Annotated in this window: 16 protein-coding genes, 1 tRNA gene and 3 pseudogenes; 12 read left to right on the top strand and 8 right to left on the bottom strand. The window is 56.9% G+C overall.

The genetic code is table 11. From position 1 onward, the window contains the following. Positions 1–175: 175 nt before the first annotated feature. The gene (locus Q8O96_RS29750) at positions 176–1324 is read right to left on the bottom strand and encodes a MalY/PatB family protein (RefSeq protein WP_207166052.1); all 1149 of its coding nucleotides are present in this window, start codon (positions 1322–1324) and stop codon (positions 176–178) included. Between the two features lie 349 nt (positions 1325–1673). Here Q8O96_RS29750 and Q8O96_RS29745 point away from each other — a divergent pair, with 349 nt between their 5' ends. From Q8O96_RS29745 to Q8O96_RS29735, 3 genes are all read left to right on the top strand, one after another. Beyond that, complete coding sequence (locus Q8O96_RS29745; protein WP_102863133.1) at positions 1674–2921, top strand: pyruvate carboxyltransferase; 1248 nt, start codon at positions 1674–1676, stop codon at positions 2919–2921. Further along, entirely contained in the window at positions 2914–3861 is a 948-nt protein-coding gene (locus Q8O96_RS29740; protein ID WP_102863134.1) for an AEC family transporter, read from the top strand. Before Q8O96_RS29745 ends, Q8O96_RS29740 begins: the two co-directional genes overlap by 8 nt. Positions 3862–4427: 566 nt before the next feature. Then, positions 4428–5468 (top strand): ABC transporter substrate-binding protein, encoded by a 1041-nt coding sequence (locus Q8O96_RS29735; protein WP_102863135.1) that lies wholly within the window; start codon positions 4428–4430, stop codon positions 5466–5468. Positions 5469–5582: 114 nt separating this feature from the next. Here the strand turns inward: Q8O96_RS29735 and Q8O96_RS29730 are convergent, their stop codons facing one another. The 3 genes from Q8O96_RS29730 to Q8O96_RS29720 form a co-directional block, all read right to left on the bottom strand. Beyond that, entirely contained in the window at positions 5583–6461 is an 879-nt protein-coding gene (locus Q8O96_RS29730; RefSeq protein ID WP_102863136.1) for a LuxR C-terminal-related transcriptional regulator, read from the bottom strand. A gap of 77 nt (positions 6462–6538) precedes the next feature. Continuing rightward, positions 6539–7954: an aminotransferase gene (locus Q8O96_RS29725; RefSeq protein WP_102863568.1), complete on the bottom strand. Its 1416-nt coding sequence runs from the start codon at positions 7952–7954 to the stop codon at positions 6539–6541. 58 nt (positions 7955–8012) lie between these two features. Next, complete coding sequence (locus Q8O96_RS29720; RefSeq protein ID WP_305949981.1) at positions 8013–9113, bottom strand: polyamine ABC transporter substrate-binding protein; 1101 nt, start codon at positions 9111–9113, stop codon at positions 8013–8015. 394 nt (positions 9114–9507) lie between these two features. Here Q8O96_RS29720 and Q8O96_RS29715 point away from each other — a divergent pair. The 7 genes and pseudogenes from Q8O96_RS29715 (at position 9508) to Q8O96_RS29685 (ending at position 13692) form a co-directional block, all read left to right on the top strand. Then, positions 9508–9581: transfer RNA gene (locus Q8O96_RS29715), tRNA-Cys, on the top strand. Between the two features lie 146 nt (positions 9582–9727). After that, positions 9728–10579, top strand: a pseudogene (locus Q8O96_RS29710) (phage tail protein). Further along, positions 10554–10760 carry a tail protein X gene (locus tag Q8O96_RS29705; protein ID WP_305949980.1) on the top strand — a complete coding sequence of 69 codons (207 nt, stop codon included), beginning with the start codon at positions 10554–10556 and terminating at the stop codon, positions 10758–10760. Before Q8O96_RS29710 ends, Q8O96_RS29705 begins: the two are co-directional and overlap by 26 nt. A 60-nt stretch (positions 10761–10820) precedes the next feature. Further along, positions 10821–11477, top strand: coding sequence for a hypothetical protein (locus Q8O96_RS29700; RefSeq protein WP_305949979.1), 657 nt, complete (start codon positions 10821–10823; stop codon positions 11475–11477). Positions 11478–11540: 63 nt separating this feature from the next. Further along, positions 11541–12583: pseudogene (locus Q8O96_RS29695) on the top strand (phage late control D family protein). Positions 12584–12610: 27 nt separating this feature from the next. Continuing rightward, complete coding sequence (locus tag Q8O96_RS29690) at positions 12611–13162, top strand: glycoside hydrolase family 19 protein (RefSeq protein ID WP_305949978.1); 552 nt, start codon at positions 12611–12613, stop codon at positions 13160–13162. Further along, positions 13159–13692: a lysis system i-spanin subunit Rz gene (locus Q8O96_RS29685; RefSeq protein WP_305949977.1), complete on the top strand. Its 534-nt coding sequence runs from the start codon at positions 13159–13161 to the stop codon at positions 13690–13692. The genes Q8O96_RS29690 and Q8O96_RS29685 overlap by 4 nt, the downstream gene beginning before the upstream one ends. Before the next feature lie 41 nt (positions 13693–13733). On the opposite strand, the gene Q8O96_RS29680 is transcribed toward Q8O96_RS29685, so the two are convergent. Next, positions 13734–13910 (bottom strand): DUF3606 domain-containing protein, encoded by a 177-nt coding sequence (locus tag Q8O96_RS29680; RefSeq protein ID WP_092314093.1) that lies wholly within the window; start codon positions 13908–13910, stop codon positions 13734–13736. A 1000-nt stretch (positions 13911–14910) separates the two neighbouring features. Next, a complete protein-coding gene (locus tag Q8O96_RS29670; protein ID WP_305949976.1) occupies positions 14911–16173 on the bottom strand; it encodes a hypothetical protein in 1263 nt (420 codons plus the stop codon). A 514-nt stretch (positions 16174–16687) separates the two neighbouring features. Here Q8O96_RS29670 and Q8O96_RS29665 point away from each other — a divergent pair. After that, entirely contained in the window at positions 16688–17656 is a 969-nt protein-coding gene (locus Q8O96_RS29665; protein ID WP_305949975.1) for a hypothetical protein, read from the top strand. A 367-nt stretch (positions 17657–18023) separates the two neighbouring features. Here the strand turns inward: Q8O96_RS29665 and Q8O96_RS29660 are convergent. Together Q8O96_RS29660 and Q8O96_RS29655 are read right to left on the bottom strand one after the other, a co-directional pair. Continuing rightward, positions 18024–18238: pseudogene (locus Q8O96_RS29660) on the bottom strand (hypothetical protein). Positions 18239–19316: 1078 nt separating this feature from the next. Continuing rightward, on the bottom strand, positions 19317–20279 hold the full coding sequence (locus Q8O96_RS29655) for a bifunctional GNAT family N-acetyltransferase/nucleoside diphosphate kinase regulator (RefSeq protein ID WP_305950007.1): 963 nt from the start codon (positions 20277–20279) through the stop codon (positions 19317–19319). 354 nt (positions 20280–20633) lie between these two features. Between Q8O96_RS29655 and Q8O96_RS29650 the strand changes: the two genes are divergently transcribed. Further along, positions 20634–20981, top strand: a complete 348-nt coding sequence (locus Q8O96_RS29650) for a hypothetical protein (protein WP_305949974.1) — start codon at positions 20634–20636, stop codon at positions 20979–20981. Positions 20982–20989 lie beyond the last annotated feature (8 nt).

Here is a 20989-nt window from a genome sequence, read left to right as displayed (position 1 = left end):
TCGGCTATTTTTGAGGTTTGTGGATCCATTGGTGTGGTTTTTATGGATCCATTGGGCGCGTGTCAGCGCACCGCCGGGGCAGGGTGGGGGCGTGGCTGCGGGGCTGGGCCAGGAGGGCGCAGCGCCAGGGGTGGGAACCTGGCGGCTGCGCTGGCGGGGTGGGTTTGTGCGGCGATCAGCGCCGTTGCAGGCTGTCCTGCAGGCGCTGGATGCCTTCTTCGAGCATGGCCCGCGGGCAGCCGAAGTTCAGGCGCACGAATTGCCCGCAGTCATCGCCAAACTCCAGCCCGGCGCTGAGGCCGACCTTGGCTTCCTTGAGGAAGTAGCCATGGGGATCGTCCAGCCCCAGCTCGCTGCAATCGAGCCAGGCCAGATACGTGCCCTGGGGCGCGTGCATTCGGATGCCCGGCAGGCGGGTCTGCACCGCGTGCAGCAGGTAGTCGCGGTTGGCTTGCAGGTAGCCGAGCAGCGCCTGCAGCCAGGGGCCGCCGTGGGTCAGGGCGGCCAGGGTCGCCTCCAGGCCCAGGGGGCTGACGCTGTCCACCATGCCGGCGCGGGCGTTGTTGAAGGCCAGGCGGGTGGCCGGGTCCTGGACGATGGCGAAGCAGGTCTTCATCCCGGCGATGTTGTAGGCCTTGCTCGCCGACATCAGGGTGATGGTGCGCCGGGCGATCTCCGGGCTCAGGGACGCGGTGGGAATGTGCCGGCGGCCGTCAAAGCACAGTTCGGCATGGATCTCGTCAGAAATGATCAGTGCGCCCTGATCCAGGCAGGCGTTGGCCACGGCTTGCAGTTCGTCCCGGGGGAAAACCTTGCCCAGCGGGTTGTGCGGGTTGCTCAGGAGCATCGCCCCGGCGCCTTGCAGGGCCTGGCGCAGTGCATCCATGGGGGTGACATAGGTGCCTTGCTCGGTGAGCTGGAACGGCACTTCGACCTTGTCCAGGCCCCAGTTGCCCGGGGCCAGGCGCAGCGGGCGATAGTTGGGGGTCTGCAGCACCACCGATTGCCCGGGTTTGACGAAGGCGTGCAGGGCCATGTTGAAGCCGGGCTCGACCCCGGGGAGGAAGATCAGTTCGTCGGGCTGCACGTGCCAGGCGTACTTGTCCCGGAGGTCGGCGACCACCGCGTCGCGCAATTCGTCGCGGGCCACGCTGTAGCCCAGCAGCGGGTGCTCCAGGCGCTGGCGCAGGGCCTGGAGGATGCCGTCGGCCACGGCGAAGTCCATGTCCGCCACCCACATCGGCAGGACATCTTCGGGGTAGCGGCTCCATTTGGTGCTGCCGGTGCCATGGCGGGGGTGCAGGGTGTCGAAATCGAAGCTCATGAACGGCTCTCGTCGCCTGGGAAAGGTAGCGCAGATTCTAGCGCTTGCGCGGGCATCCGGTAGGGAATAACGGGGTGGGCCGTTGGTCGGCGTGGTGGTCGCAAGCATTTGTGGCGAGCGCGGGGCGGCTTGAACGAGCCCTGACGCCTGTTTATTTAAATAGGGATATTTGGAGTGCCGAATGTTTCGCTTTGGGCGTTTTTTTCGAACCCTGTTTGCGCTGTTTTTTAAGGTATTTCTTAGGTCGGGTTTTTACTCGCTGTTATATGGTGTGGCGGTTGTTGCAGGTCTTGTGTGCCAAGCAAAACAGTGTGGGCTGCGAAAAAAACCAATAAAAAGGAGCAGGGCGATGAAACTTGAAAATGGAATTCGCTACCGTGATTTTTCCGTCCCCTATCTGGTGGATGAAACACTTAGGGAGGGGATTGAGCGCACAGCCTTTCCCATCACGGTGGACGCCAAGTTATCCATCCTCAAGTCCATGGTCGAGGCCGGACTACGGGATTTCGTGGTGGGCTGCGGACCGGAGGAACCACTGGTCTGGGACCGCCTGCATCGGGCACGGCAAGCCGGCGAATTGCCGGCCGATACCCAGGCCACGTTCATCGTCCTGTTGAACTGCTGGGAGACCGCCTTGGCTTATTTCAAGGCCCGGGCCCATCGACGGGAATGGATTGCCGACACCGTCTTCAGCTTCGGCATGATCACCTACAGGCAGAGCGACGGTGAATTCGAGCATGCAATCCGGGCGTTTCGCGAGCTCGGCGCCGTCAAGTTCAAGGCCAGCGTGCTCAACAACTTTCGCAATGGAGTGTGCGAGCAGCGTTATGCCGAGATCTGCCGGCAGATCGACTGGGCCGTCAACCTGGGCGTGGACATCATCCGCATCAACGACTCCGTGGGTTCGCTGCAACCCCATGTGACCCGCTGGCTGTGCTCCAAGCTGGTGGCGGATTACCCCCGCCTGGTGTTCTGCCTGCATGCCCATAACGACAACGGGCTGGCCCTGGCCAATACCATGCAGGCGATTCAATGCGGTTTTCAGATGGTTGAAGGGGCCCTGGCCGGATTTGGCAACCGCTCCGGAATTGCACCGCTGGAGCAAGTTGTGAAGTTGTGTCGGGACAACAATATACAGCTGGGCGCGCAGCCGCTGGATCTGGACAAGTTGATCGGCGCCGCTCGTTACTGTGAGGAAAAGTTGCTGCAGTTGCCCGGTGTCTATCGTCCGGTCAGTGGCAAGTTTGAAACACTTTCCAATTATGGCGTCTTGAATATTCCGGACTTTCTGGAAACTCAGGATGATAAGGCTTACTTCGTCAATTATGTGGGCTTGCATCCGCAGACCATCCGTCAGGCCCTGGCCGATTATTCATCGCTGAGCACCCAGGTGGCCGAGATTGCCGATGAGGAGCTGTGGCCAATCGTCGAGAGTCTGAAAGAGGAAATGCGGGCCTCGATGTCGGACATCGAGGTCCGTTATCAGCACGCGATGGCCGGGGTGATGGAGTTCTATCGCTCCTGCACCTACAGCCCGATGCACCTGGCCCGCTATGCCGAGCGTCAGCTTCTTCAGGAGCAACCGGCCCATGGATAAGGTCTTTACGGTGGTGATGCCGCTGTTTGCGATGATTTTCGCCGGCTACTGGATTGTGCGGCTGGAGGTGATCGGCAAGGAAACGGTCAAGGGCCTGGTGGGGGTGGTGTTCTGGTTGTTCCTGCCGTGCTTCATCTTCATCAAGACCCTCGGCACCCGGGATCATGGCGAGCTGGATTGGGCCTTGCTCGGCGCCTATTACCTGGCTTGCCTGGTGACCTTCATGATCGCCGCCGTGGGCGGGCGGCTGATCTGGGGCGGCAACGCGCGGGTGGCCGGCCTGCGCGGGCTGTCGTCCATCTCCGGGGTGGTGGGGTATATGGGGTTGCCCTTGATGGTCATGGCGTTCGGCGATGAAGCGGCGCTGCCCACGCTGATGATCACCATGGCCGACAACCTGGTGATCCTGGCGGGGGGCGCCCTGATCATGGAACTCACCGAGCCGCGCGAAGCCCGGGCCAAGCCGGATCTGGCCCGTGTGCTACTGACCACCGGCAAGTCGATCATCAGCAACCCGCTGATTCTGGCGGTGGCCCTGGCGGCGCTGTGCATTGCCTTGCAGTGGCGCTTGCCCGGTCCGCTGCAGATCTTCGCCACGCAGATGACTAACGCCACCGGCCCCTTGGCGCTGGTGGCCCTGGGTGCTGCCTTTGCCGTGCACCGCCAGCAGAACCTGATCAAGGGCGACTCCCTGGCCCTGGCCCTGTTGAAGGTGGTGGTGTTGCCGGTGCTGGTGTTCGTGTCCGCCCGCTATGTGTTCGGCCTCGGCGATTTCCTGGTCAAGATCGCGGTGATCATGGCGGCGCTGCCAGTGGCGGTGAACGTCTTTATCCTGGCCTCGCGCTACAAGACCTACGAGATCGAGGTGTCCAGCAGCATGCTGCTCTCGGCGGTGATGGGCATCGGGGTGATCTCGGGGTTGCTGGTCGTGCTGGATTGAGCTGCGGCGCCCTTGACCCATGAGTTGTCAAAACGCCCCGCCCGGGTGATGCCCTGGCGGGGTTTCTGTTGTTGCTCCGGCGGACTTGCTTGTCCGTCCAGGCGCGCCGCTCGGTGTGCGCATTCCCTTCGTCGATCTCGGGCCGAGTCTGCCGTCTAGGCAGCTTTTCCCTTGCCTGTGCCTCAGAAAAACCTCGTTTCGCAATGCCTCGGGTTGGGCAAACAATAAACCCCTGCATACGCCTGCCCGACTGCCCGGGACGTTGTTGCGATGCACTGCCGATCGATTTGTTCTTCCTACAAAAACAACAGGGAGCAAGCGATGAACCGCCATTCGAGCAAGACCGCGTCCGCTCACTCCGGACCGGTTGCAAACACTCCAAGCGAACGGGGCCAAAGAGCCCGCAACGGTGACGATCCGGCTACCCGGCCTTTGCTGCCAGGTGCCTTGCACCGCTGACCAAGACTCGTAGTGCCTGGTGCAGTACCGCCCGTGAATACGGTCGCTTCCAGGCTCCTGCTGTGCAGGTTCGTGCGGGCGAGCCGGCTTTCTTGAGGATGGGTTTTATGTCCAACACCTTGCGTTGCGGCGTTGCATTGTCGTGGGTTCTGCTGTGCACCGGGGCTTGGGCCCAACCGCAGAACCTCACCGTCATTTCCTTTGGCGGAGCCACCAAACAGGCTCAGGAAAAAGCCTACTTCCAACCCTTCAACCAGAGCGGGGCAGCCCGGGTGGTGGCGGGGGAGTACAACGGTGAACTGTCGAAGATCAAGGCCATGGTCGATGTCGGCAAGACCAGCTGGGATGTGGTCGAAGTGGAGAGCCCGGAGCTGTTGCGCGGCTGTGACGAGGGCTTGTTCGAACCTTTGGACCTGGCCCGCTTTGGTGATCCGGCGCAGTTCGTCCCGGGCACCCTGAGCGAGTGCGGCGTGGCCACCTACGTCTGGTCGATGGTCATGGCCTTTGCCCCGCAGAAGCTGGCCAAGGCGCCCGGGTCCTGGGCCGACTTCTGGAACCTCAAGGACTTCCCCGGCAAGCGCGGTTTGCGCAAGAGCGCCAAGTACACCCTGGAAATCGCCCTGCTGGCGGACGGTGTGGCGCCGGCCCAGTTGTATCAGGTGCTCAACACCCCGCAAGGCGTGGCCCGGGCCTTCGCCAAGCTGGATCAGATCAAGCCCTACATCCAGTGGTGGGAAGCCGGGGCGCAACCTCCGCAATGGCTGGTGGCCGGTGACGTGGTCATGAGCGCGGCCTACAACGGACGCATTGCCATGGCCCAGAAGGAGGGCATGCAGTTGAGTATCCTCTGGCCCCAGAGCCTGTACGATCCGGAGTACTGGGCGGTAGTCAAAGGCTCGCCGAACAAGGCCCTGGCCGAAGATTTCATCCTGTTCGCCAGCCAGCCCCAGGCGCAGAAGGTGTTCTCGCAGAACATTCCCTATGGACCGGTGCATCGTCAGGCACTGCCCCTGTTGCCTGAGGCGGTGCAGCAGCAACTGCCGACCTACGAGGCCAACCTGCAAGGCGCGCGGGCGGTGGATGCGGCGTTCTGGGTCGACCATGGCGAGGAGCTGGAGCAGCGCTTCAACGCCTGGGCGGCCCGTTGAACGCCTCACTGATGCACTGAGGAAAAAAGGGCCTGCACAAGCTGTGCAGGCCCTGGTCCGATTGACGGGATCTGACGGCGTTGGTGCGGCGGCGAGCTGGACACACCCGTCGGCTCAATGGGCGGGGGCTTGAGGGCGCTGGGTCAGCCAGTCGATAAACAACGAAAACAGCTCCGCCTGAGAACTGATGGCCAGCTTGGTATAGAGATTCTTACGGTGCATGCGCACGGTTTCCGGAGAGATTTCCAACACCTTGGCCGTGGATTTCACCGAGTGACCGCGCAGGATCAGGTGGGCGATCTCCCGTTCACGCACCGTCAGTAGCGGAGTGCCGAAGCTCATGAAGGCGGCTTCGATCTGTTGGTTGAGGTCGGCCGGTGCCTGGGCCGGCAGCGAGCCCTGAGTCGCGTGCCGCACCAGTTGCTGCAGGCCGCCGGCAGTGCCGAAACGACGGATCAGTTCGCGCACCAGCGGCTCCACCGCCCGCAGTAGCGCCAAGGGTTCGCTGGCGAAGCGTGCACCACTCAAGCCCTGGAACATGCACAGGGAAATCTTGCTGTGTGGGTCGAGGTCGACGATGTAGTAACTGTCTTCGGCGCCCCCGGTCTTGAGGTAGTAGGTCTTGTAGTACTCGCTGGCGAAAAAGTCGTCCGGGGCGATTTCCGAGAGGTGGTAGAAACCTTCCGCCAGACCGTTTTCCACCGCCAGGCAAAAGGGATCGAGCAGGTAGCCGCGGGAGAAATAGCGGTTGATGATCTCGTCGCGGTACGCGCCGACAATGCCTTGCTCATGCAGCAACTGGGGTGGCAAGCCTTTGCGTTCCAGGCTGATCATCATGGATTCGATGGGGGTCAGGGCATTCAGCGCTGCCGCCAGATGGCTGAGGAAGGCCTCATCGTCCACGCTGTCGAATGCCTTGGCCAAGCCGGCATGCCAGGCCTGCAGGGCATGGAGGGAGAGAGGGGCGTTGGGGGGATTGGCAGATGCGCTCATGCCCGGCAGTTTAACTGCCGGGCGCAGGCCGGGTAAGACCCCGATTCGCAGTGCTGTCGGTGCCCGTTGTCGATTCATCAACCCAGGTACTGGCCGTCACGGCGCAGCTCGGCTGCAGCCTCGAGGATGCATTCGCGCAAGGTATCGACGATTTCGTCGATCTGCGCACGGGTGATGATCAACGGTGGCGACATGACGTTGAGATGGCCGATGGGGCGCACCAGCAAGCCCTTGGCCTGGGCTCGCAGGTGGATGCGTTCGGCAATGTTCAGGGCCTCCGGCAACAGGCTCTTGCTGTGCTTGTCGGCGACGAACTCGACGCAGGCCATCAGCCGCTTGCAGCGTACATTGCCGACCAGGGGCAACTGCGCCAGGGTCTGCAGGCGTTGCTCCATGTAGACCCCCACCTCTTCGACATGGGCCAGCAGGTTTTCCCGCTCGATGATCTCGATGTTCTTCAGCGCCGCGACGCAACTGACCGGGTGCCCGCTGTAGGTGAAACCGTGGGTGAAGCAACGGCCCTTGCCCGGCTCGCCGATCACCTGCCAGATGCGTTCGGAGAAGATGCAGGCCCCCAGGGGCAGGTAGCCCGAAGTCAGGCCCTTGGCGGTGGTGATGATGTCCGGCTGCATGCCGAACACGTCCTGGGAGGCGAAAAAGGTGCCCAGGCGACCGAACGAGGTCACCACCTCATCGGCGACATACAGCAGGTCGTAGCGCTGGCAGATTTCCCACATGCGCCGGTGATAACCCTCGGGCGGAATGATCACTCCGCCTGAGCCCATGATGGGTTCGGCGAAGAAGGCGGCCACCTTGTCCGGGCCGATGGTGAGGATCTTGTCCTCGAACTCGGCCACCAGAAAATCGAGGAAATCCGCCTCGCTCATACCGGCCGGGGCGCGGTAGTAGTTGGGGCAGGAGATGTGGTGAAACAGGTCGCTCATGAAGTCGAATTCGGGAGCTCGGTCGGCGGCCTTGTTGCCGATGGACATGGTCAGGAAGGTCGAGCCGTGGTACGCATTGATCCGCGAGATCACATGCTTCTTCTCATGTTTGCCACGACTGTTCTGATAGAACTGCACCAGGCGGTAGGCGGTGTCCACCGCAGTGGAGCCGCCAGTGGTCAGGAACACGTGGTCCAGGTCCCCCGGTGCCAGGCTGGCGAGTTTTTCACAGAGCTGGATGGCGCTGACGTTGGCCATGTCGCAGAACGGATTGGAGTAGGCCAACTGCCGTACCTGATCGGCAATCGCTTCAGCCATTTCCTCACGGCCCAGGCCGATGTTGGTGCACCACATGCCGCCGACCGCATCCAGGTAGCGCCGGCCGGCGGTGTCATAGATATAAGCACCGTCACCGGCAGCGATGTTCAGCGAGCCCTGCTCGCGGTGCTCGTCGAACATATGAAAGCCGTGCATGTAATGGGCCTTGTCGGCGGCCACCAGTTGTGGGTCGTCGAACTGTTGAAAAAAGGCTTCGGGTTGGATGGCCATGGGCTTCACCTCGGGTTGAACCATTGGACGCAACGTCCGTGGAATGGGTAGGCATGGATCACCTGCCGATCTTCACCATGTTCCAGGTGCGGGTGATCAGGCGGGTGCTGGCGGGGGACTGGATCTTCTGGGTGAACAGTCGCTCCCGGGTCTGGGCATCGGGGTAGATCGCCGGGTTGTCACGCACCTCGGTAGCGAGCAGCGGGATGGCCTTGAGGTTGGCATTGGCATAGCGGATGTAGTCGCTGACCTCGGCCATCACCTGCGGCTGCAACAGGTACTCGATAAAGGCATGGGCATTGGCCACATTCGGTGCATCGGCGGGAATGTAGAAGTTGTCGAACCAGATCAGCGAACCTTCTTTGGGTATGAAATAGTCGAGCTTGACCGGTGCCCCCGCTTCATTGGCCCGGGCCTGGGCGGTGGCGTAATCACCGGACCAGGTCGCACTCAGGCACAGGTCGCCATTGGCCAGGCCATTGAGGTAGCTGGTGGAGTCGAACTTGCGGATATAGGGCCGTATGGCCATCAAGGCATCTTGCGCGGCCTTGAGGTCTGTGGGCTCGGCGCTGTTGGGATTGCGCCCCAGCCAGGCCAGCACCAGCGGCAGAATGTCCGTAGGCGAGTCCTGCAGCGTCACTCCGCAATCAGAAAAGCGCGACACCACCTTGGGATCGAACAGCATTGCCAGGGAGCCGATGGGCGCGTCCGGCATCCGCTCACGGATCTTGTCGACGTTATAGGTCACCCCATTGCTGCCCCAGGTATAGGGCGCCGAGTACTGCACCCCGGCGTCGTAGTTCTCCAGGCTTGTCAGCACCTGGGGATCGAGATTCTGCCAACTGGGCAACCACTGCTTGTTCAGCGGCTGGAACACCCGCGCCTTGATCAAGGGCGGCACCAGCGCCGCGTTGAGTACCACCAGATCGTAGCCGGAGCGCCCGGGCAGCAACTTGCCCTGTACGGTTTCATAGGAATCGAAGGTGTCGTAGATCACCTTGATGCCGCTGGCCTTCTCGAAGCCGGCGAGGGTGTTCTCGCCGATATAGTCCGACCAGTTGTACAGCCGTAGCGTCTTGCTTGCGGGCTCCTCGGCCTGCACCCAGGCTGCCGCCACTATCAGAACCACGCCAAACACCGCAGGGAATGCTGTACGCATGCTGGAATTCCGCCTTGAGCCTGATGGGAGGAGCCCGGGTCGAGCCGTTGGCGCTACTGTCCGCGAGCGGCCGCACACACGCCATAACCCGATCGGGTAGGTGAGCGAGGAACAGGCAAGGGCGAGCTATCGGACTTGATTTATGCAATCATCCAGCCCCGTCGGCGACTTCGAGGCGTATTGGCCCGCCCGGAAACCTGTAGAAACAGCCCGGCAGAAAAAATATCGAATAGGAGTTGCCAGGAATGGAAAACATGTCCATAATTGCGACCATTCCTCAGCGAGGAAACGGAAAAACTCTTTAGAAATCAAAGAGTTGCGAGATGAGGTTGATCTCGAAAGCCGTTCCAGTTTGTACGTGTTCAGTGTTGTAATTCAGGCATTGGACATTTGGGGCCGAGTAGCAAAATGGTTATGCAGCGGATTGCAAATCCGCCTACGCCGGTTCGATTCCGACCTCGGCCTCCACCCTTGAAAACCCCGTAGATTAACGTCTGCGGGGTTTTTTATTGCCTGGGATTTGGGTAATCGCTTCCGCAATTTTTTGGATCGCTTCTGCAAATCGCGGGTTTTAGCGTCGAATTTAAGAAAAATCTCCCTGCATTGAGCGTGAGATGTTGAGCGTTTTGGCTGTGAGTTGTCTAAGTGCTCTGTCATTGCGGTATTCAGATGGGGAGGCGGGCCGCAGCAGTGCGGATGGCATGCTGACCCGACTGAACGGAGCCATTAGCGAGATTACCGGTGCTGCCTCGGAGCTGGAGAACATCCCGTTTGTGGGGCTTGAGATGGGCGCCAAGCTCCAGCGAACCCTGCGCCGCATCACCGTGCAGTCCGTTGTCGGCGAGGTGTTGGCTAAGCACAGCCAGGCGGTGACGGCGGTGGGGCAGATCCAGTAGCGCCTTGGTACGCTGCAGGAGCAGACCGCCAAGGCCAGCGCTGCGATCAACCGGATCGGAGGGCAAGTCAGTCCTTCCTTCGGCAACATCCTTCCGACTGGATCATTCGGTAACTTGGGCACCCCGGCGGCCGAGGTGGTGAAGCCGTTCCCGCACTTGCTGATCATCCACCCGCTTAAGACTGACGGACAGCCGTACTACTTCAACCTTGATACTGCAGCCTTTGAAAAGTTGCGTCGTCAGACGGGGTTCCGCTGGGCTGGCCAGGAACACCTGACCCGCAGCATCGTGCAGCAGGCAGTGGGGCAGGGCGACGACAAGATCACCCGCAAGGGTGCGGTGTTTCCTGGGTTCAAGGGGGGGGAGCTGGGTCAGTTGCGAAAACTGCGTAGCATCGGGCGACGGCCACAGCCGCTGAGCCTGACCACGGGCTATGGCGAAGTGCCGGGCACCTGGTGCATGACCAGCCTTGAGGAGGAGCAGAGCCATCTGCTGGCCGGGGGCATCCCGCGTAAGCAAGGCTTTTCAATGGAGTTTGTGAGCTATGGCGACGACATGCAGAACGTCTGACGGGGATCTGCTTGACACCCTGTGTTACCAGTATTACGGGCACCTCAATGGCAGTTTCGAAGCGGTGCTCGATGCCAACCAGGGGCTGGCCGATGAGCCCCAGCCGTTCCGGGCTGGGGTACTGATCGTGCTGCCGGATCTGCAGAGCCAGACCGAGACCACGGTGCAGCTCTGGGATTAGGGGGAACGGTTTGATAGCATCCGGCCACCTATTTCTAGTATTACGCAGGGATGTGACTGAATGAATAAGAATATGCTCGTAGGGCTATTGGTGGGTGTTGGGATGCTAGGTAGCGCGCTGAGCGCTTCGGCAGCAGATAACTTGTTCAAGTCTTACGCCTATGGCTCTCCGGTGTCCTCCTATACAAAGGCCAAAGGTTACTATGATTGTTCTGAAATTTTAGGTGGTACTGCCAAGTGTCTTGATGGTGTGGAGTTTTTGGGGAAAGAATTTACAGCTGGTCTGGTTTTCTCAAACTCGAAGTTGATCATGGTGTCATTAATGAGTGAGTACGATCAAAGTCTTTTTGCTACAGCGATAGGATCTATTGGCAAAACGTTTCGCCTCACATCTATCTCAGACAGTAAGTCTCATTTGGACGTAGTCGAGTTAGCTGCTAAGGCATCAAGTCGTGATGAGTTTGCATCCCGGCTTTCAAATTATGAGGCAGCTGCATTGGCTGGTGGCAATGTGACATATACCCTCCTAGAAGGCGTGGGTAAAAAAAATACGAATACAACCAGTCTTCTGGCGACATCTCCTGATAATACTCGAGCAGCAGAGATTATGTTGGTGAGTGAGGAGGGTGATACAGGTCTGATTATTCGTTTTAGTTATCCTAAATTTGAATCTAATAAGATTTCAGAGGCAGCCAAAAAGCCTGTTGAGTCGTTTTAGCATTTGGTCTACATGAAGAAGCCCCGCCTTGTGCGGGGCTTTGTCGTTTATGGAGGTACACTTATGACTCCGATCTTCCGAATCGTCGCTGATGGTCGGGATATTACCGCGCTGATAAATGACCGGTTGCTGACCCTGCGCACCTCGGACAAGCCCGGCATGGAGTCGGACGAGTTTGAGCTGCGCATCGACGACCGCGACGGCGCTGTGGCGCTGCCCAGCCGGGGCGCGAGCATCGAGGTGTTCATGGGCTACGCCGGCCAGCCACTGACCCGCCTGGGGCGCTACATGGTGGACGAGGTCGTGGTGACGGGTCCGCCTGACTCTATCGAGATCCGGGGCAAGGCCAGCGACATGCGCGGCAGTGGCAAGACTACCCGCAGCGGGAGCTGGGAAAACGTCCCGCTGCAGCAGATCGTGCGCGATGTGGCGACCCGCAATGGCTGGCAGCCGGTGTGCCCGGTGACCACCAAGGTGCCCCGGGTCGATCAGCTCAATGAATCCGACTTCAACTTCATCACCCGTCTGGCCAAGCAGTACGACTGCACGGCCAAGGTGGCCGACGGCAAGCTGCTTGTGCTGCCCCGACAGGCCGGGCAGAGCGCCAGCGGCAAGGCCCTTGGCACCGTCACCATCACTCGCCGCGACGTGAGCCGCTATCAGTTCCGCCTGGGGGACAAAAGCACCCACAAGGCGGTACAGACCAAGCACCAGGACAAAAAGAGCGGAAAGCTGCGGGTTGTCGACCTGGGCAACGAGGACTCCCCGGACGGCCTGCCGCCGGTGCACACCGACCGCCACATCTACCCGAACAAGTCCGCCGCCGAATAGGCCGCCAAGGCCCGTTTGGCGGCATTCAACCGCAGCACCGCCGGTGTGCGGCTGGAGATGTCCGGCCGAACCGATCTATTCGCTGAACGCATGATCAATGCCCAGGGCTTCAAGGTCGGCCTCGATGGCGAGTATCTGGTGGACTCGGTCGAACAGGTGTTCACCCAGTCCGGGTGGAGCACTACGGTCGAATGCAACGGCGGCAGAAGGGTAAGGCGAAAGCCAAAGGCAAGAAAAAGAAAGAAACCAAGCCGCTCAAGGTTGTGCAGCTTTAACCCCCATCATCACTGGAGATATCAGGCATGACGATTACCGTGCAGCAGCTGCTGCAGATCCTCCCCAACGCCGGCGCTAAAGCCGGCGTTTTTGTTCCTGCTCTCAACGCTGCCATGAGCAAGTACGCAATTATCACCCGGCTGCGGATGGCAGCGTTCATCGCGCAGATCGGCCATGAGTCCGGCCAACTGCAATGGGTACGCGAGCTGGGCAGCAATCAGTACCTGAGCAAGTACGACACTGGCACCCTGGCCAAGCGCCTGGGCAATACACCCGAAGCGGATGGCGACGGCCAGAAGTACCGGGGCAGGGGGCTGATTCAGGTCACCGGCCGGGCGAACTACGAAGCCTGCAGTGAAGCGCTGTTCAGCGATGCTCGACTACTCAACACCCCGGAGCTGCTGGAAGCCCCGGTCTATGCCGCGCTGTCGGCGGGTTGGTTCTGGCAGCGGGTAGGGCTGAACACCCTGGCCGATAAAGGCGACTTCCTCACCATCACCAAGCGCATCAACGGAGGAACCAACGGCCTGGCGGATCGTGAGGCGCTATATCAGCGTGCATTGAAGGTGCTGCCTTGAAGGCCCCGGGGTGGCTGTTGCCGGTCCTGGCCCTGGTGCTGGGGTTCGCCCTGGGTGGTTGGCTGGCCTGGACGTGGCAGGCCAACGCCTACGGCAAGGATCTCGCTGATCAGGCCGAGGCGTACAGCACTGATCGCGAGCAGGCCGCCACGGCGGTGATCAACTGGCAGGAAACTCAGCAGGATGCCCGCCGGGCCCTGGAGGATCGCCTGCAGGCGAATGACGAAACCCACTACAAGGAATTGCGCGATGCTCAAGCGAACCAGGCTCGCCTGCGTGATCGGCTTGCTACTGCTGACCTGCGGCTGTCAGTCCTACTCAACACCGCCGCCTCGGGTGGTAGCGGTGGGGTGTCAGCCACCGCCGGCACCTGCGACGTGGTTCATGGAGCGGCGCGAGCCGAACTTGCCCCAGCGGCTGCTCAACGAATTGTCGGCATCGCCGGAGACGGCGACCAAGGATTGATTGCCCTGGCGGCCTGCCAAAGCTACGTTAAGGAAGTCACAAGGACCGTGATGCTCGATAGGTAATGAAACGAAAAATGCCCCTGAGTTTCAGGGGCATTTACAACTTACTTCTTGAGGTGTTTCTTCACATCGTCAGCGTAAACACCAACCTCTTTCACTGCTTTTTTTAGCTGATCTTCCGTCACACCTAACTTTTTCGACCAGTCGCGCAGCTCATGCGATTGGTTGACGTTCACCTTGTCCCGATCCGCTTTACCAGTTTTCGTGAGGTCATCAGGCATTTTTCGCGCTCCGTTGAGTCGGAATTAATCCAACTGGTTTGGCTTAAGTTAAGCCGGAGCCTTCCAGCTAAGCAGGGCGGTATCGCCCGTCAAATTTGTAGAGTCAATTTAGTCCGATAAATTGATTCAGAACGTGTCCCTATTCAAAAAGAAGCGGCTGGCCTGGATGCGTCAACATCCCGACCGGCTGCTGTCGGCCGGGATGATCACAAAGCCGTCGTGCTTGCTCTGGTCCGGTCTTGGCAACTGTCCGATTGAGGCAAAGAAGATAGGGGAGCCAGCATCTTAACTAGAAGATGTGGCAAACCCATATCAGAAGGGCAATGGACAGTACAGGGACGGAAAGTGACACAGGGAGTAAGAAAAGCCGAAGCTGAGGCGAGATAGCTAAAATTCTTAAACAGGCAGCAAGGTGCTTTAACATTGGCCGGTACCCAATATTCAGAATTGAAGTTGAGTTCCCGGCTGATTCAAAGCTATCAGGCGATCAGCCTGAGGTAGATGAAGATCTGCCCTTACGCACCCTGATAAGGTTTGTCGGGCTTGCGCCTTGGAAGGGAATTGATGTTAATCCCAGGCTCTTGGCTACGCAACCGGCGATAGAGCTGAGCCTCACTTGCCGAGACTCATGCACTCCAGAACACAGGCTCTCATGGGGTGCATGGGGCAAATATGGGGCAATCCATACGCCAAACAATGCCATTTAATGCCAAGCGACGATCTATCTAGCTTTGTCAAAAAAGCCCTATAGCCCTTGTTTCTCGGGGCTGTAGGGCTTTTTTGCGTTAATACCCGAGCACAATCGGCGTATGATCGTCTCCTTTGGATCCGTAGCTGCCTCTAGCGAAGGACAGCTAGGGCCAGAAGCGGATGCTCGGACCAATCTGACTGAATCCACCCCCACTCGCGAATGAGACTTTTGGTCATAAACTACTGGACATGCTCTAGCTTCCGCCCAAACCGTAGAGTTAGGCTAGCGATGCTGTAGCACAGTGGACATTTATTTGACCGCTGATTCTAGATTGGCTTTTAGCGTGCTGTCTCTCTCTCTCATTGCCAATTTAGCTAAGTTTTCCCGCGTCTGCGTGTCCAAGTTTATTTTTCCCGATGATTTAGCCAGTGCTACAGCTACCCCTAATTTGTATCGATATGAGGCCACTTGCATTTGTTGTACTAAAGAGCTGACGTCCGCCTTTGGGTCGCTTTGCAAATAATTTGTTAAGCGCACGCGGGCGTCACGGCGAACGTAATCGTCATTTGATTCAAGGTCAGCTAATATTCTGTGTCTTATGTCTTTGCTTTCGGAGTATGCCATTGATAATGGCAATGCTTTTATCTTGGATTGTTCGTCAGCGGAAAGTTGCGCAACCTGAGTCTGAGAGATAGTGGGATAGATGCTTGCAATAATTTGCTTGTCTTTGTTTGATATATTATAATTAACTGCTACATAGCATTTGCTTGACTTTCCGTTTTTGAATATGTTTTCTGGCAATGAGTACATCATTATAGAGCGGGGGTCAGGCTGTCCCTGTTGATAGTCTGGGTCGGTGTCTTGAATGAATCCAAGATTCCTCTGCACTTGGCTAGCGGACCAGTGGTTTGGTGGGCCAGCAAAATACTCATAAACATTCCCCTTTCCCTGCCATATTATTTCGTCCTGGCACTTAAGAGACGGATTTTGATGTTCGTGCAACAATCCCAAGGCATGTCCGAATTCGTGACGGATGATAGCTTTATCGTATGCAACTGCCTTTGAAACAATATCACCAGAAGGATATCTAGCCTCGGAGTAAACTCGGTTGAATCCTTCCAAGTTCATTGAAGGAACGAGCGGGTCTAGTCGCGATTCGCTGTCTCTACCAAGTACTGACCAGTAGCCCCGTTCAGAAAACCCAACTCTTACTTGATAAAATCCGGCCTGTGAAACAAGACAATTGTAACCGCCTGGTAATGGGCCGAAGTCAAATGAAACACTGGAGACCCCATTCCATTCGCCTGCCACGCTACGTATGAGAGTTGCAATGCGTGGGTTTCCGCCAAACATACAAACTTTCAATACCCTATTTGGCTCCCAACGCCTTTCCCTAACGACTAACTGATCTTGGTGATTTGGCTCATTGCCAGTGAATGATTCTTGCGTATATAGGTAAATTAGGTGTTCTGGTAGACCTTCCATTATTGTTTCTTTTTCATCAATGGCGTAACTGTTGGTAAAGCTTAGAAAAATTATAGAACCTAAAGCTGCCATTTTTATAGTTGACATGATTTGTCCTCAGGGCGGTGAAGTTAAAAATGGAGTCTGGCAAGTCTAGGAGGACACGTCTGTCAGAGCTCCGCTACGTAAAAATAGTCACAAAAAAATCTTATTCAAGCGAGTATTTCAATGTTTTAAGTGATTTTTATACGAAATCGCTATTGATTTAATTGGCTTACGTTCGAGCATGAGGCAATGTGATTGTCGAAAGAAAAATCACGCAGGCTATTCTTCCTGAAGAAAATAAGATGTAAAACTAAGTGTTTTTCATTTCTATCTAGAAGGTGAGTAGCGACTGCTACGTAATGGAAGCATTTATCACCATCGCGGCGGCGGGCCTTGCGCAATTTTTGTGCAATGGGCGCGGTTGCACGATCAGTGGTCTAGCCTAGGTCTGCTGAATGGGTGGGCAGGAAAATTATGATGCCAAGAGCGGCAAAATGGCACTTTGCCTTCTATGCTCACTCTGGAGGGATAGGCAGTTCTCTCGCAATAACTCACTCAACTTAAGGATGAGCCTTCCATGAAACCAATTGCGCAATTTTCATTGGCAGTATTGGTCATTGCATCGGTGTCCGCATGTGCTCCTTACACTCACACAAGAGTGCTTGAGGCAGAGGAGCGAGCGATCTTTTATACTGAGAGGCCTGAGAGTAGTATGGAAAACTCTCGAAAGATCAAAGTGATGTGTGCGGAACCAAGCCCCGACGCACTTAAGACGTTGGCTGGATCAATGAATGTTGAAAAGCAGCAAGTTGCAACAGTTGCTGCGGCTTATTCTGAGGCAGGTGCCAATATTGGACTGCGGACGCATTCAGTTCAGTTGCTTCGAGATCAGTTATTTGCAATCTGTCAAGCATATGCAAATGAGGGGGTTACGGGGCCGACTTATCAGATGATGTTGGCCCGTAATCAGCGTAATACTGTAGCGTTGATGGCTATTGAGCAGTTGACAGGTGTTCTTCGAAGCTCAAGTGTTGAACTTTCGGGGGTGAGCTCAGTTGGTCCTAATCAAGAGCTAGTTGAGATTTATAAGAAGTCCAAGGAAAATGCTGAAGCCAAGTATAAAACACTATCGACTACTGACCAAAATAAACCTGACGGTAAAGCACTTAAAGCAGAAATTGATGGCTACGCTGCGAATATAGCTAGAGCTGAGAAGGCAGTTGTTGAGGCAACTGCGAACGCTGTAAATAAGCCAGGGGTTGGGGGGGGGCTGGATCCTGCGTCAGTGGCGCTAGTGACAGCAGCTGTAGAGAAAATTTCAGAGGCAGTAACAGGGATGAATGATCTGTTCTATATATGTTTGGATGCCCATCAAACCTATAGAGCAAAGGGCTGGGGGGACATGCCAACTGAGCTAGCGAATAGATGCAATTATGCTTTTAAGAATACTCCAACTACGGAGATTAAAATGCTCGGTGCTACTAATACTATGAGCGGTCAGGGCGGCATGATCACACAAGGTGGTCAGAATCAGGAAGCTCATTAGGGGCAACAGATCGAACTGACACATAGCTTAGAAAGGACGGCTCCATTTCCGGAGCCTTCTTTTTGTGTAGCCAACGGGTTGCTCCGCAACCAGCTGATAGGCGGGAGCACCTCCATTCACAGAGTCTCCGTCCATATTCAGCGCATCTAGGTTTGAACAGCGTACACTGCGTCCAAGAGATTCTGCCCAGCGGCGAATTCCATACTAATTCCGTGCCCATGGGTAGGTGTTAGCGCATGAAATCGCGGTTGCTAAAGTATGCCCGAGGTGTATTGCCCCTGACTGCCTAGAAAACACTTTTCCGCTCTTGGCCTTCGTCATCTGTGACGTGCACAGAACTAGTACCCAGAATTCACCCCGACATAACTTAACCGATATCCGATGTCTTCAATCGCGCCAGACCTTGTTTGATATGGCCGGCATTTTCACCCATGCTCCATAGTGCTCCACGGAAATTCCCGCCCACTTCCTGCGCCCCTTGCTCCTCAACTAGGAGGATTAATTCATAATGTTCGCCTCCAGAACCTGCTGATTTTCGAAGATTCTTTCCAGTATGTCCGGCAGCGAATAACTGCTTGGCAAGACGTCGATCCCTTTCTAGAAAAATACAAGCATAGTATCGGCAGTGCCCGTGTTAGGTAGTACTTGCAGCTTGCTTAGAATTGTTACAAAGCGAAGAGGTTGCAGCGGATAAGCACAGCTGGCAGGGCGTTAGGGAAGGGTTATGCCCAGTCCATTATCGGATCGCTTGAGTTGGTAGGGTTATTGGGGGATGCTTGGAGTGGCCTTTAGGGCGGCGGCTGTCGCTGGGTTCTGAACCGCTAGGGGCAGCAGTGAAATCAGTTCCGCAATCAAAATCATGACCCGCGCAGGCTTTGGGTTCCAGCCTTCCTAAAGAGTCGAACTAGTGGAACTGGTTTATCACTAACTCATTGAAAAATATTAAATATTATCTGGATTGCAAATCCGCCTACGCCGGTTCGATTCCGACCTCGGCCTCCACCCTTGAAAACCCCGTAGATTAACGTCTACGGGGTTTTTTATTGCCCGCTTGAAAGTGCTGGCGTACCAAAACTTTCCTATTTCGTCGGGCTCGCGATGTCTCGGACGCGAACGTAAATCTTCTTCGTAGTCTCCTGTTTAGAGTGTCCGAGAAACCGGCTTGCATCGCCTAGATCGAGAATTTTAAGCGCTTACGCAAACATCTCGACACATGCAAAGGCCCTGAAGGCATGAGAGTTTGTGGCTTGGCTGGTGCCGGCAGAGCCAGATGCCTGCGACCCTTATTCAGCCCCCCAAAAAAACGAAGAAAGGTCGCAGTGTGATCACTGTCGGCGGCGGTGCTTTCGGTGTTGGGAGGAGGCCGCAAGCATTAAATTAGTCAGTTTCCTATTTGCTCTTAAATGCTGCAGGCGCCGCCCTCCGTGACCGGTGGTGGCAATTTGATTTGGGTTGGGGGATTACGGGAATCCGTCGATTTAGAGAATTCAAATTGTCGTAGGAGTCGGCTAGATCCGTTCTGCCGACTCCTGCTTTCGCAACGGGCTCCGCGCCCACCCTTGACCCTACAACGAGCCGCTCAGGCACAGAACGCGAGGCGCCGTCCTTTGGGTTGGGGAGTCCTCGCCTCTGATGGGTGAACACCGAGCGAAAGGCGCAATTATAGGTGGAAATCGCCCGCAGCCTCCGGCTGGTAAAGCACTTTCCTGATCTCAATCCGGCGGGTCCGATCAGAAATCCGCCAGTCGATGGTGTCCCCCTCCTGATAGCCAAGGATGGCGGCGCCTATATCGGAATACACGGAATGCTTCCCTGCGTTGCTGTCCGCGTCTTCCGGGTAGACCAAGGCTACTTCGATCTCTTCGTCGTCCAGTTGCAGCAGGGCCCTGGAGTTCATCGTGACGACATTGCGCGCCACCTGCTGCGGCTTGACGACAATGGCTCGCTCAAGCTCATGTTCGAGTTCAAAAACGGCCGGGCCTTGCTCGAGCGCGATCAGGCTCTCGAGCCTGGCCTTGTCGATTTCGGTGATGTAGATCTCAGTGGAGTCGGCAAGGGTACCTTCGCGCAATAACTGGAGATAGCGCCCCGCCGTCATGGAAAATGATGTCAATGTCGGCGTTTCGCTTTCAAGCAGAAAGCCGCTGCGCTGAAAGGCTTTCAGCGAGCGCGTGTTATCCGGGTGAATCTTGGCGATGAGCTTCTCGGCCCGCATGTCGAGGAAGGCCAGTTTCATGCCTTCGCGGATGGTGCGAGCGCCAAGGTTTCGGCCCCATTTGTCGCTGTCTCCGATGACCAGAACTATCTCGCAATTGGAGCCGGTCTTGATCAGACGGACAAAGCCCACCGGCGCGTCATGCCGGTCATAGGCCATGAAGAATCGGCCGCCCCGGTTGAACAGATGGGTCAGGATCGGCAATTGAGTTCGATCGATGACTTGCTCGATGGAGCGAGAGACATCGCGTGAATCGCTCAGATAGCAGGTAACGCGCTCATCCTCCAACCAATCCATCAACGTCAGCGCGTGCGCCCGAGTAATTTCAGGGCACAGCGAAATAAAAGGCTTGTTCATCTTAACCACACTTACTTGTAAAGGATGGAAGCCCGCCATGGCTATGGTCATTACGGTTTGTCGGCAGCCGGCCATTTTAAGATATACCGCGAGTAATGGCGAACATCCCGGCGAGTTCGAGTAAATCATCGTTTTGCCGAGCACGAGCACGAGCACAAGCACGAACCAGTCAAGCGCTCAAGCCTCGATGAAGCCGATTACATTCAGAATGATCAGCGCTGTATCGTTCTGCCCCTTGATGCGGTACCACACCAGCTGAGACACCTTTCTGGTGGAAGTCGGCAAAAAAATGAAGTTCGGCGAAGAGAGGACTCGTCAGCTCTGGAAGGCCTGCATGGCTTGGATTGACGGTGTTCTGGAGGTTTGTCGAGAGGCCGCGTAGTTCCTTTCAATTATGATCTTTGAGTGGAGTTTTCTATCAAGGGAGGGAAGGGGAATGTCCAGTTCAGGAGGGTCATCAGCCAAGTATCGAAGGCAAACTTTTGGTGCAGCCTCGGTAGGCCGGGCCAAGCCACGAGCGGCAAAGCTCTTGGCTCCGTCACCATCACCCGCGGCGACGTGAGCCGCTATCAGTTCCGCCTGGCTGCGTTTCAGCGCAGCACCGCCGATGTGCGCCTGGGGATGCCCGGCCTGGCCGATCTATTCTTTGAACGTATGTTTCTTCTTGGCTGCAATAAAATCTTGAAAGCTTTTAATAAAGCCTTGTCTTATGCCAGGCAATATTTTTTAGAATCAGAAAGTAAAGATAGATAGGTGTTGTG

The organism is Pseudomonas sp. LPH60, assembly GCF_030718165.1.
In the GTDB taxonomy this organism is placed as follows: Bacteria; Pseudomonadota; Gammaproteobacteria; order Pseudomonadales; family Pseudomonadaceae; genus Aquipseudomonas; species Aquipseudomonas danubii.
Note: the sequence above shows the minus strand (reverse complement) of the source record. Positions and strands in the feature narration are given on the sequence as shown.